A 12,313-nucleotide genomic window follows, 5' to 3' on the forward strand; every position below is an offset into this window, starting at 1 on the left:
CATTCACGGCCGGTTCCGGGTGCAGGCAGCAATATCGGTCCGGGCGGTACCGCCAGGACCGGTGCAGAGCGCATCGCCGGAAAGAACCGCGGCCGGCTCTGGAAGGAGTGCGCGCCAGGCGGGCGGAATCTCAAGCGGAGTGATGTTTTCCCAATTCGCGGCCCGGCGCAGCTGGTCAAGATCGGCGATATCTACGAGGGTGCTTCCCTGCAAAAGGGTGGCACTCCCCGCATCCGTGCCGGCCACGAGCGCAGCTCCGCTGGGTAGCAGCGGGGAATCAGGTGCGTACACCAGGAACGAGCGTCCCGCGTGGAAAGCCGCGCATACCCGCGCGGTGCCGGGCTGTGTGGCAACGGGAGTTGGGCCCGAAGCGATAGCGGAATCGTGTTCGGAAACCGGAGCGGTGAGCGCGCCGAGATCAGCGGGCCAGCCGTCCCCGGGGCCGGTTTCGCGAAAGGTGAGATGGGCGCGAGCTGCCGGATCAAGAGCGTATACCCGCGCCCGGGCACTGTGCTCGGAGAGCCGATACAGATGGAAAGCGGTGGGGGAGAGCGGTTCGAGCACCCCGCCCGAACTGATCTGGAACCAGGTGCGGGTGCCGTCACTTCCGCCAAAAACAACCAGGTCACCAACCCGTGCCTCCCCGATACCGGGAAAATAACCGACCGGCTCGCCAGCAGTGGGAACGCTGAGCGGCGTGAGAGCCCGGCCTTCAGCCCAGAGTTCCACCCACGCCGGCGGCGCCTCAAGCACCGGCACATCTGGAAATTCACTACGGAAAGCGGCTTCCGGTATATCCACCCGGTAGCGTTGGCCGGCAGCAATCAGCCACAAACCGCTTGTTGTTCGCACCAGTACCGCGCCACCGAATTCAGGGAGTGGGGCTGAGGCCGCCAGGGATAACGGCGCGGCCGTGCCCTGCGTATTTTCTCTGTTGGCTTCCCGTGAATCTGTAACAGTCGCGGGGCAGGCCACCAGCCACGGGTCACGCAGCTCCGCTGCGTTCGGTAAAGAATCGGGAGCACCCGGAATTCCCACGGGCGCCCCGCGCGGTACATCTGCGAGCCGGGCAGCCGGGAGCACATGTGTCGCCACGCCTTCCGGATACAAAAGATAAGCGCCAGCCAAGGTAGTGAGGGGATGGAGAATTCCCCCGGAACTGAGATAGCGCGCCCCGCTCTCCGCAGCGATGAGAACAGCGCCATCTTCCCAGCCGTCGGGAAGTTGCGGTGAGATCGCTCGCGCTGCCCCGGTACCAGCCGCGGCCACCAGGGCAAGCCCAAGAGCTCCGGCCAGCCCGGCTAATCCCGGGCGGGGAGCTTCCTCATGAGCCGGCATCCCCCACCACAACGCGCCCGCCATGCTGCGGCGCCGAAAACGGCGGGAGCTCATAATCGTGCGTGCGTTTACCATGGGCTGACCGCGATAACTATCCCGGCTCCAAGCAGCGCGGTAAGAATCTGCTCGGCGATCTCTACCCGCCGGATGAGAAGAAGCTGGGCTTCGGAGCGCTCACCGCGGCCCCGATGCTCGGCAGCACCCAGGGTCTCCAGGGTTTCCGGGGCTTCCCGAGGGCTCCGATACCCGAGGAACAGAGCGGGAATACTCACCAGTGCGGGAGCCACCAGGCAAGCAAGAAGGTACAGTGCTGCGTGCGCTGCCGGATTCCGCATGGCCAGCACGCAGAGCTCCACATCAAGAAGAAGGAAGAAGACAAGCCGAAGTACAAACGCGGCGTCGGCGTGCATACTTATGGCACGCAGCCCGAGCACAGTTACTGCCGTGCCGCATATGGCCGCGCTGAGGATATCCGGGCGGTAGGCCAGCGGTAGCAGCGCGGCGATCACGAAGACCGTGCCGGCTTCGCCGCCCAGGGCGCGGAGGATGAGAATGCGGGCCCAGTTTTCCGGGCTGTGCTCCGCCGGTAAATCCGCTATTTCGGCGGCGGACACCTCCGGCGGGGGCGCGCTCAACCGCAAGATAATCGGCGCAATCAGGCGGGTCGTGCACACCAGGGCCACCACGATCACGAGGGCAGCCGGCTCGGTAAGCCGGGCGTGAAGCAGGGTGCTGCCGCCCCAGCCCGCCAAACAAAGTGCCCAGCTCAGCAGCATACTGCGGCCGCCCGGCACGGGAACTATCGCCCGGGCTAGCAGCGCGATGATAAGGAGAAGGCTCCCGGCTGCAATCCCACGCGGTCCCGCACCTGGCACAACCAGCGGGGCCGCGCGCCATCCGCAGGCTGCCCCCGTCCAGCCGCTGGCCGCGAGTAGCGCTAACACCACCAGCTGCACCTGCACGCTCGCACCTGAGCTTCCCTGCCGGCGAGCGTGCGCCCAATTCACGCGGGCAAGACCGAGGAAAACAAGCGCGAGCCCGGCCAGTACGGGAAGGGCGAGCATGTGGGGGAGCGCGGCCCGCGCGGTATATCCGGCCAGGCCCAGCCCGCATACCACCACCAGTACCGTGGCACAGTTGCGGAGTGTGGCTGAGGAAAGTTCGCCGCGCTCCTGCAGGGTGGAATGGCGGATGCGGCTGAGAACCGGGTCGCTGCGCGGGGGCGTGGGCGGTGCAGGTCTGTCAATAAAAAGGCAGATTCCGGGGGAGAGCTGGCCGCCTGCCGGCAGGCTTGGATCTAGCCGTTGCCCGGTGGCGGTACGAACCGTCCAGGTGGGAGCCGCAAAATCCGGGGCGAGGAGGCGCAGCACCTCGGGAATAAGCGCCGTTAGTGAGAGCGAACTGGCCAGCTCGAATTCGCCGCGCTGCCCCGCGCAATGCACGCAGACGGGAATCGCAATATCCGCCGGCTGCGCGCCGCGCGATTCTGCTAGTTCTTCGGCCATATGCCCTCCTTTCTGCGTTCTTAGGTGACCGCGCCCGCCTACCCGAGCACTCGCTTACCCGAGCACTCGTCCGCCCGGCGCGCGGCATACCGCTCGGCATACCCGCCCGCTCATGTCGCCGCAGCCGCGGGGTGAGGGCACGGTATCAAGAAGGCCGCAACCTGACCAGGGCTCATCCACAGGCCAGAGAGTTATCCACAAGCCCAGCTGGCTCTTTGCGAGAGAAATGCGTCGTCGTACCGAAGCTGTGGATAACGGTTCGCCAAGAATCCGGACCCCCGCTAGGGTGTGCCGCAAGGAGAGCGCGCTCGCGAAAGGAGGAGCCATGGAAGGCCTGAGCATTCCCGCGCCGCCCGCGTGTTATCGCGGCAGCGGGCAGAAAATGAGCGCCGTCATGTTCCTTCCCGCGCTGCTGTCCGTGGTGATGCTCGTGATTCTCACGTCCACTACCCGGCGCTCTCTCAACCTGCTTCTCCTCATGGGAACGCTGGGGGTTCTCATGCTCGCGCTCACGCTGCTCAACGTGGGCCTGGGGCTGCGGCGCAACGCCGGGGAACGCGACGGCGCGCGGCGCGACTACCTCGCCGCCCTGACCAGGTGCGAAGCCGAAGCTGCCCGCATACTGGAGGCCTGTGCTCGCGAAGAAGCGCAACGTTATCCGGCCCCGCTCGTGCTCCCGTTGCGCCTGGCCCGCGGCATGCCACCGCCACCGGGCCCGATCCGGGTGGGGCAGGCGCTGCTCGCGCCGCCGTATACCGTTACGCTTGCGGAGGACCCTCCGGGGGAGCGCGACGACGCCGCCCGCCGGGCGCGGGACCGCTGTGCCACGGAGGTGCAGCGCCCGATCCCCGGCCCCGCACTCCTCGACCTGCCCTCGTATTCCACCGTGACGGTGAGCGGGGAGGCGGCCTGGGCCTGGGTGCGGGCCCTCCTCTGCCAGCTCGCGGCGAGCGTTCCGCCTGGTGATCTCGCTATTATCTCGGGCGATCATGTGCCTGCGGCCGAGTCGGACTGGCTCAGTTGGCTGCCCCCGTACGCCGTCTCGGAGGCGGGGCTCGGAAAGGCCATACACCTTATTATTAAGGGGCCTTTCGGGGAGCGTGATTGCCCAGGTTCCTCGTCCCACCTCACTTTGCATGTCCGGGACAAACCAGAGCGCGAAAAATCGCATCCGGAAGAAGCTGGCCCGGCTGATCAACCCTGCGTGCTCGCACGCGACTGGCCTGCCCAGCATGAAGCGGGCCCGCTTCCCGAACCCGGCAGCCTCGTCGCACTTGTGGATTATTCGGAGGGTGCCGAGCCCGCACATCTCAGCCTCGCCGATAGTACCGGGGTACGCTCGGGGATTCCCGATCTGCTTGACCTGGACGGAGCGGCTTATTGTGCCCGGGCGCTCTACCGGGCTCGCGGCTCGGCGGCCCAGGATTCCACCAGCGTGCAGGGTTTTGCGAAGTTGCTCGGATTGCCATCCCTCACGCCGCAACTCGCTTCGCCGCACGCCACGTCGCCCGCTCAGCAGCTCCCCGGCTCGCCTTCTCCAACTCACCGCCCGGCCGCCACCTTGCGCGTGCCCCTCGGGCTCGATCCGCAAGGCGCCCCGGTGTGGCTCGATCTCAACGAGGCCGCGGCCGGCGGGATGGGCCCGCACGGCCTGCTCGTGGGCGCAACCGGCTCCGGGAAATCGGAGCTGCTGCGCACGCTCCTCCTCGGGCTCTGCCTCACCCATTCGCCCGAACAGCTCAACCTGGTCCTGATCGATTACAAGGGCGGGGCGAGTTTCCATCCTTTCGCCGAGCTGCCCCACACCGCGGCCCTGGTCACCAACCTGGAACGCGATAGCTCCCTGAGCGAGCGCATGGAGGAAACCCTGCGCGGGGAAATGAACCGCCGCCAACACCTGCTCGCCGAGCACGGCCAGCACTCTCACCTGGGAGAATACGAGGCAGCGCGCGCTCGCGGCGCCCATGGCGGCCCGCTTCTCGCACCACTCCTTATTATTATTGACGAATTCGCCGAGCTCCTGACCGACCACCCCGATCTCATCGACACCATCGTCGCTATCGGCCGCCTGGGCCGCTCGCTCGGCATCCACCTGCTGCTCGCCACCCAGCGCCTGGACGAAGGCCGGTTGCGCGGCCTGGATTCCCACCTGTCCTACCGCATCGCGCTGCGCACTTTTTCCGAGCACGAATCTCGCGCGGTCATCGGCACCCCGCAGGCCGCCCACCTCCCACCCCAGCCCGGTTGCGGTTTCCTTGCCTGCGGCGGTGTGCCGCATCGCTTCACCGGGTTTTATGTTTCTGCGCCGCTCGCGGCCCGCCCGGCTCAAGTCCCCTCGGTACGACGACGCAGCTCCGGGCCACCAGCCGCCCCGCTCACTCATGCAGCTTCCGGGGCGGGCACGGTTCAGACCGGGCCATCCACACTCACCGCGGCACTCGCACCGCTGCGCGGGGCCGGGCCGCGGGCCCACCCGATCTGGTTGGAGCCGCTCACCCGCCCGCGCCACCTCACCGAGCTCATCGCGGTGCATACCTCAGCCCGGTTTGGGATATATGCGCCGAGCCAGCGCGCCACCCCGCTCCGGCTCACGCTCGGCGAGCGCGATCTTCCGCTGCTGCAACGCCGCGAAGCACTCCATATTGATCTCGCGGATTCTCATCTTCTGGTGCTCGGTGCTCCGGGAGCCGGATGCGATGAAGCATTGCAGACTGTTGCAGGGGTTCTGGCGTTGGGATATACCCCGGCCGAAGCACAGTACGCGCTGTGTGATGCTTCGGGATCTGAGCTCGCCGAGCTTATTAATATTCCGCATATATGTTTCCGGGTCGATCATTCCGAGCCGGAGCGGATGCGCGCCGGATTGGTCGAGCTGAGGAACGTGCTCCGCGCTCGCGAAGCCGCGCGCAGCGGGGAATCACCGAGCCCCGATCCCTTCGGAGAAATATTTATTTTTCTGCGCGGTTGGTCGGCACTGCGGGCACGCCCCGAGCTGGATGAGCCACTAACGGAACTTATTGAGCGCGGCCCGGCCAGCGGCATCCACATTATTACCACGGCTGCCCGCCCCACCGAGATTCCCGCGCACCTGCGCGATTTTTTCACCACCCGCTTGGAGCTGCGCCTGGCTGATCCCTATGATTCCCATGCCCCGCACCGGCGCGCGGCCACTGTGCCGGTGGGTTGCCCGGGCCGGGGGATAACTCCGGCAGGGGAGCATTTTTTGCTCGCCACCACCCGGCCGCGCCCGGATTCACTCGGCCCGCACCCGGATTCACCCGGCGTCGGCCAGGGTGATCTCCTCGCCGAGATTCGCGTGGCCTGGTCCGGGCCACCCGCGCCCCAGTTGTGGGAACTTCCCACCCACCTCGACTACCAGGAACTACAAGCGGGATACGGCCTCCACAAGCCTTCGCTACATTCGCTGCGCGTGGGAGTGAGCGCCCGCAACCGCGGGCCGGCCACTCTTGATCTTGCCGCTACCGGGCATGCTCTTATTATTGGGGAGGCGGGTTCGGGGAAAACCGCGGCGCTGCGCCTCCTCGCCCAGCAATTCGCGCACATATCCCCGCTCCCGCGGCTCTTCCTTATTGACCCGCACGGCTACCTGCGCACGTGCCTCCCGCCGGAACTCATCGCGGGAAGTTACCGAAGCGCCACGCAGGCCCGGGCGGATATGGAAGCCCTCGCCCAGGTGCTCGCCGCCCGCCGCACCCAAATGCACAGCACGGCTGACCGTCCCCACACTCCAGATGCAACCGGCCACACCGAGCCAGCCTCGTCACCAGCCCCGCCGCCATCCCCGTCACCCGCACCGATTATTGTCATGGTGGATGATGCCGAACTTCTTGATCCGCAGAGTTCTCCGCTCGCGCCCCTCGCCGAGGTACTCGTAGATGCCGCAGAACTCGGGTGGCACCTGATCCTCGCCACCGCGGAGCCAGCACACCTCAGCCATCTCCCGCTGTGGCGGCGACTCCTGGCTATCTCCCCCGCAGTATTCCTGCTCTCCGGAGATTTTCGCTATCGCGGCGTGAGTGCCCGCCGCGATATTCCGGGCCGAGCCCAGCTTATTATTGGCCCGGCAGCAGATACCGTGCAGATCGCGTGGTCCCCGCCCGCCCAGAAAACCCGCGGGTTAACGCTGGCAGCCCGGGCACCAGAAGAGGCGCCGCCCCGCCATGAGTTCCTCCCGGATAATTGCGCCGCAGCGCACGCACGGGCGGCCGGTGCGGTGATACACCGCGAAGCGTGAGAGCTCTGGATCGCCTTCGGGAATCGGGTCGGGCTGGAATTCGGGCGGGATCGTCACAATAATCCCGGAATCCACATCGCGGCCCATGCACAGCACCAGGTCATCCCACAGCTCGCGGTAGCGGGATTCGGAAACTTTATTGGCCGGCCGCAGCGGGGAAATCCCGGTGCGCCACAAACAATCAGCCCGATAAATATTGCCCGGGCCCGCCACAACAGCCTGGTCCATCACCACCTGGCCGGCCGGGATTTTCCGGCGGCGCGCCCCGGCCACGAATCGCTGCCGGTCACCCTCCTCATTACGAATAGGATCGGGGCCGAGCCGCGCAATCACCCCCAGGACTTCCTCCCCGCTGAGAATCTCACAGCGGGCCGGGCCGGTGAGCTGGGCAACCGCCTCCGGCCCGGCGAGGCGCAAGCGAGTTGTCGGCGTCGTCGCCAATTCTCCCAGGACTTGAATATTGTCTTCCGGTAGACCATCGCGACCACCCGCAGGCGCGGCCTCTACCAGGCGCGTGGTGCCATCTTGCCCGCCGTCAATGGTTTTGCGCATGCCCGAATCTTCGGTGGGGCTCACCCGAATCCCGGCACCGTGCAAACCGGCCACCCCCGGCCCCGCAAAAGCCCATTTTCCGTAAAGCCCCAGATGAATATGGAGCCAGGTGGCCTGCGGGTCACCGAGCTCAACGGTAGGAATACCATCCGCCGCGGCTTGTTCGGAAGTGGAAAGGAAAGGCCAGAAAAGATGCTTGCCCCAGGCGTGGGCCCGCCCGGCGCGCAATCCGTCCAGCAGGGCCGCACCTTCAGCGAAACGCCCCTGCGGGGAACTGGCAGCCACGGCGTCCCCGCCAAAAAGCGCCGTGAGAATACGTCCGTGACGATGAATAGCGTGACCTTCCGGCACCGCTCCTCCTCCATTCGGTATGCAATTCATCCAGTATAGGCGGGCGGGTTCGGGTGCGCCCCGCGGGGCGGCTCCGCGCGGCCCCGCAATATGCGACGCGGCACGCGGCCGCTAGGATAGCGGGTATGGAGCCGAACGCAGCAGTACGTCTTTTCTCTCGCGCAATCGAGGGGCGCCTGACCGCCACCGATGAGGGCGAGCTGGCTCGGCTGGAGGAAACCGGGCGCGTCCATGATCGCGCGTCGTTGCTGGCCGCGTGTGCGCCGGCCGCGCCGCTGCGAGAACGGGGCGGGCAGCTGCTCTACAGCGATAAAACCGGCAAAGATTTATTGCGTAACCTCGCGCTCATCACAAAAACTTATTGGATTTCTGGGGCTCTTGCGCTGTCGGCGAGCCTGGATCACGCGGTGAGCGGCACACCTATTTTTTATATTCCGCAAGCCGATATTGATCGTCTGGATAAAACGGCTGCCACCTGGGGCGGCATGCAGCCCCTGTGGGTGCTCCCGATTGACGAGGATGTGAGCGCGGGAGCGCAGTGGATCGATTTCTTCAAACATTACGTGGGGGTCGGGCGCGCGGTTGTAGATACGTACGCGGTTGGTGACGTGCCGGCGGCGCTCACCTGGATTAAGGAAAAAGAAGATGATGTCGCGGTATAGCCTCGGGTCGCGGCAGTATCGAGGGTACGACGACGCCGCCACCGGGCAGTCGGACTCTGTAGGCGATGATAGTGCCGTTTTTCTACTGCCCGCTCCTGCCGCACCCGCGATTGCACCCCGCACGCCGGAAAAAGCGGTCGAGCGCTTTGCCTATCTCACTTCGGGACACGTGTGGTCTATGGCCACGCTGGAAGGTAAAACTATGATCCTCCCCGAGATCGTGACCCTGATCGAAGAACGCCCGCTACCCGGCCAGAAGCGCAGCGATGAGGATGTGGCGGCGATGGTTTCCGCCCATGAGTTGGTCGCAAATCTAGTGCGGGCAGGTTTGTTCCGGATGGATGAGGACACCCAGAACCGCATCCATCGCACCCTCACCTACCACTCGCTTATTGATTCCGGCGTATTTCGGGGAGAAGGCGCGGTCCGCGGGGAGCACGGGAATGTGGACGTGGCGGGTACGCACTACCAAGCACCCCAGGATCCGGCTGCGCTGCACGCGATTTTCACGGCTTCGCTGGCGCGTCTGGATGATAGCGATCCACTGCGGAGCGCGGTGCAATTTTTCGCTACCTCTACGCTCGCGCAGTATTACTTCGACGGAAATAAGCGCACCGCACGGCTCATGGCTTCCGGGTATCTCATGACCCACGGATACGATGCCATAGCTATTCCGGCCGCGTATTTCGAGGAGTATCAGGATGCGCTGCGCGAGCTTTTCTTGAGCCGTGACATCGGGCCGATTGCGGAGTTGATCTATCGCGGCGCCCGAGAATTAGGCTAGCGCCCGCGTTTCCGTGGCTTGGTGCCCGCAACTGCCACATCTTCTAACGTGAGTGGAATAGACTCAAGAAAGCTTGCGTTGCTATGAGTGGATCGGCGAAGTGGTGAACAGGTAGCCGCCGCCGATGTAAGGAGTTGTCATGGATAAACTAACAACGAAGTCGCAGGAAGCTTTGGCGCAGGCCATTCGCACGGCGACGGATGCGGGCAATCCCCAGGTGGAGCCGGTGCATCTTCTCAGCGCACTGCTCGCCCAGGAAGGTGGGATTGCTCTTGCCCTGCTCGAAGCGGTGGGGGCTAATCGGGTGGAGATCGCGGAGCGAGTATCCGGGGCGCTGGCTTCGCTGCCGCGCTCGGCGGGGGATTCGGTGCAAAATCCCGGGGCTTCGCGCCCGCTCTCGCGGGTGATTTCGGAGGCCGGCAAGGAAGCAACCAGTTTGGGCGATGCCTATATTTCTACCGAGCATCTCCTCATGGCGATTGCAGCTTCGCAGTCCCAGGCGGGGGAGATCCTCCGGAACGCGGGCGCCTCGCATGAGGCGCTGCGGGCTACCCTGCCGCGCGTGCGCACCTCGAAGGTGGATAGCGCGGATCCGGAAGGCACGTTCCAGGCCCTGGAGAAATACGGTCAGGATCTCACCGCGATGGCTCGGGAAGGGAAAATGGATCCGGTGATCGGCCGCGATAGCGAAATTCGCCGCGTGGTCCAGGTCCTTTCTCGGCGTACCAAGAATAATCCGGTGCTCATCGGGGAACCGGGTGTTGGGAAAACCGCCGTTGTGGAGGGTTTGGCGCAGCGCATGGTCAATGGCGATGTGCCGGAATCTTTGCGCGGTAAGCGGCTCATTCAATTGGATGTGGCCGCAATGGTGGCCGGTGCAAAATACCGCGGTGAATTCGAGGAACGCTTCAAGGCTGTCCTGAATGAAATCAGGGAGGCAGCGGGTGAAATCGTTACCTTTATTGATGAGATCCATACCATCGTGGGGGCCGGTGGCGGTTCCGAAGGCGCCATGGATGCCGGAAATATGCTCAAGCCGATGCTCGCGCGCGGGGAATTGCGGCTCATTGGTGCTACCACCCTGGATGAGTACCGCGAAAATATTGAGAAGGACCCGGCTTTGGAGCGCCGTTTCCAGCAGATTTTCGTGGGTGAACCCTCGGTGGAAGATACCATCACAATTTTGCGTGGCATCGCCCCGAAATACGAAGCACACCATAAAGTAACAATTACGGACGGTGCTCTTGTTGCCGCGGCGCAGCTCTCGAATCGGTATATTACCGGCCGTCAGCTTCCCGATAAGGCCATTGATCTTATTGACGAAGCGGCCTCGCGCCTGCGCATGGAATTGGATTCTTCCCCGGAGGAAATCGACGTGTTGCAGCGCCAGGTGGATCGCCTCACGATGGAGGAGTCCTATCTTTCTGAAACTCAGGACGACGACGCAGCTACCGCCGACCGCCTAGAAACCATCCGTGCGGAATTGGCGGATCGCAAAGAAGAATTAGCTGCCTTGACGGCTCGGTGGGAAAATGAGAAGGCCGGGCGCAACCGGGTGGGTGATTTGCGGGTCAAGCTTGATGAGTTGCGCACCGAGTTTGAGTTAGCGGTTCGCGAGGGCCGGTATGAGGATGCCGGGCGGCTCCAAAACGGTGATATTCCTGATGTAGAACGCCAGATTGCCGCGGCGGAAGCTGCTGAAGCGGATGGCCAGGCTCGCGATCATGAACCGATGATTGCTGAGCGGGTGGATTCTGAGGAAGTTGCTGAAGTGGTGGCGGCCTGGACGGGCGTGCCGGTGGGTAAACTCATGCAGGGCGAAACGGAGAAACTCCTCCATATGGAGGAGGAGATCGGGCATCGCCTTATTGGCCAGCAGGATGCGGTGCGGGCGGTTTCTGATGCGGTGCGCCGTTCGCGTGCCGGGGTGCAGGATCCGAACCGGCCCGATGGTTCCTTCCTCTTCCTCGGGCCTACAGGTGTGGGGAAAACGGAATTGGCGAAGTCGCTGGCGGACTTTATGTTCGACGACGAGCGCGCCATGGTGCGTATCGATATGTCGGAGTACGCCGAAAAGCACTCGGTTTCGCGGCTGGTCGGGGCACCTCCGGGATACGTGGGTTATGAGGAAGGTGGCCAGCTCACCGAAGCGGTGCGGCGGCGGCCTTACTCGGTGATTCTGCTTGACGAAGTGGAAAAGGCCCACCCGGATGTGTTCGATATTCTGCTCCAGGTTTTGGACGACGGGCGCCTCACGGACGGCCAGGGCCGTACCGTGGACTTCCGCAATACCCTCCTTATCTTGACCTCGAATTTGGGTTCTCAGGCTTTGGCTGATCCCACTATGGATGCGGCGGCCCAATATGACACGGTCATGGCTGCGGTGCGGGCGCACTTCAAGCCGGAGTTCCTGAACCGCTTGGATGACGTCATTGTTTTCCATCCGCTGAGCATGGAGGAAATTGGCAAGATCGTGGATCTGCAAATCACGCAGTTGGAGCAGCGGCTGGGTGAGCGGCGGATGCATCTGGATGTGAGCCCGGCGGCGCGCGATTACCTGACGATGGACGGATACGATCCGGCCTACGGGGCTCGCCCGCTACGCCGGCTTATCCAGCGGGAAATCGGCGACCAGCTGGCCCGCATGATCCTCGCAGGTGACGCTCATGACGGGGATACCATCCGGGTGGATACCCAGGAAAATGCCACGGCTAGTGGTGGGACTTCGGGCCGTAGCTATGCCCTGCGGCTCAGCACTGAATCCTAATAACTAAATTGCCCTATCTACGTCCGGGGTGTGCCGACGCGGCACCGGCCTCATCATGTGGATGGCCGAACTCATCACCGAACGCGGGGTGGGTAACGG

7 protein-coding genes are annotated in these 12,313 nt (G+C 64.4%); 4 read left to right on the top strand and 3 right to left on the bottom strand.

From position 1 onward, the window contains the following. Positions 1–3: 3 nt before the first annotated feature. Complete coding sequence (locus tag ACRQEG_RS05305; protein WP_087069970.1) at positions 4–1,413, bottom strand: type VII secretion protein EccB; 1,410 nt, start codon at positions 1,411–1,413, stop codon at positions 4–6. After that, on the bottom strand, positions 1,407–2,843 hold the full coding sequence (locus ACRQEG_RS05310; RefSeq protein WP_087069969.1) for a hypothetical protein: 1,437 nt from the start codon (positions 2,841–2,843) through the stop codon (positions 1,407–1,409). Before ACRQEG_RS05310 ends, ACRQEG_RS05305 begins: the two co-directional genes overlap by 7 nt. Positions 2,844–3,168: 325 nt before the next feature. On the opposite strand from ACRQEG_RS05310, the gene ACRQEG_RS05315 reads away from it, so the two are divergent. After that, the gene (locus ACRQEG_RS05315) at positions 3,169–7,098 is read left to right on the top strand and encodes an FtsK/SpoIIIE domain-containing protein (protein WP_159454971.1); all 3,930 of its coding nucleotides are present in this window, start codon (positions 3,169–3,171) and stop codon (positions 7,096–7,098) included. Here ACRQEG_RS05315 and ACRQEG_RS05320 read toward each other — a convergent pair. Next, a complete protein-coding gene (locus ACRQEG_RS05320) occupies positions 6,982–8,001 on the bottom strand; it encodes an Fpg/Nei family DNA glycosylase (RefSeq protein WP_087069967.1) in 1,020 nt (339 codons plus the stop codon). The genes ACRQEG_RS05315 and ACRQEG_RS05320 overlap by 117 nt on opposite strands. A 125-nt stretch (positions 8,002–8,126) precedes the next feature. On the opposite strand from ACRQEG_RS05320, the gene ACRQEG_RS05325 reads away from it, so the two are divergent. The 3 genes from ACRQEG_RS05325 (at position 8,127) to clpB (ending at position 12,214) form a co-directional block, all read left to right on the top strand. After that, positions 8,127–8,663: a hypothetical protein gene (locus tag ACRQEG_RS05325; RefSeq protein ID WP_087069966.1), complete on the top strand. Its 537-nt coding sequence runs from the start codon at positions 8,127–8,129 to the stop codon at positions 8,661–8,663. After that, complete coding sequence (locus ACRQEG_RS05330) at positions 8,647–9,447, top strand: Fic family protein (protein WP_143231806.1); 801 nt, start codon at positions 8,647–8,649, stop codon at positions 9,445–9,447. The genes ACRQEG_RS05325 and ACRQEG_RS05330 overlap by 17 nt, the downstream gene beginning before the upstream one ends. 139 nt (positions 9,448–9,586) lie before the next feature. Then, positions 9,587–12,214: an ATP-dependent chaperone ClpB gene (gene clpB, locus ACRQEG_RS05335; protein WP_101595261.1), complete on the top strand. Its 2,628-nt coding sequence runs from the start codon at positions 9,587–9,589 to the stop codon at positions 12,212–12,214. Positions 12,215–12,313 lie beyond the last annotated feature (99 nt).

This window comes from Actinotignum stranguriae, from assembly GCF_051265215.1.
GTDB lineage: Bacteria > Actinomycetota > Actinomycetes > Actinomycetales > Actinomycetaceae > Actinotignum > Actinotignum schaalii_C.

Bases quoted from the DNA above. Each gene is read 5' to 3' on its own strand.
- ACRQEG_RS05305 (WP_087069970.1), bottom strand. From the start codon at position 1,413: ATGGTAAACGCACGCACGATTATGAGCTCCCGCCGTTTTCGGCGCCGC.
- ACRQEG_RS05310 (WP_087069969.1), bottom strand. From the start codon at position 2,843: ATGGCCGAAGAACTAGCAGAATCGCGCGGCGCGCAGCCGGCGGATATT.
- ACRQEG_RS05315 (WP_159454971.1), top strand. From the start codon at position 3,169: ATGGAAGGCCTGAGCATTCCCGCGCCGCCCGCGTGTTATCGCGGCAGC.
- ACRQEG_RS05325 (WP_087069966.1), top strand. From the start codon at position 8,127: ATGGAGCCGAACGCAGCAGTACGTCTTTTCTCTCGCGCAATCGAGGGG.
- ACRQEG_RS05330 (WP_143231806.1), top strand. From the start codon at position 8,647: ATGATGTCGCGGTATAGCCTCGGGTCGCGGCAGTATCGAGGGTACGAC.
- clpB (WP_101595261.1), top strand. From the start codon at position 9,587: ATGGATAAACTAACAACGAAGTCGCAGGAAGCTTTGGCGCAGGCCATT.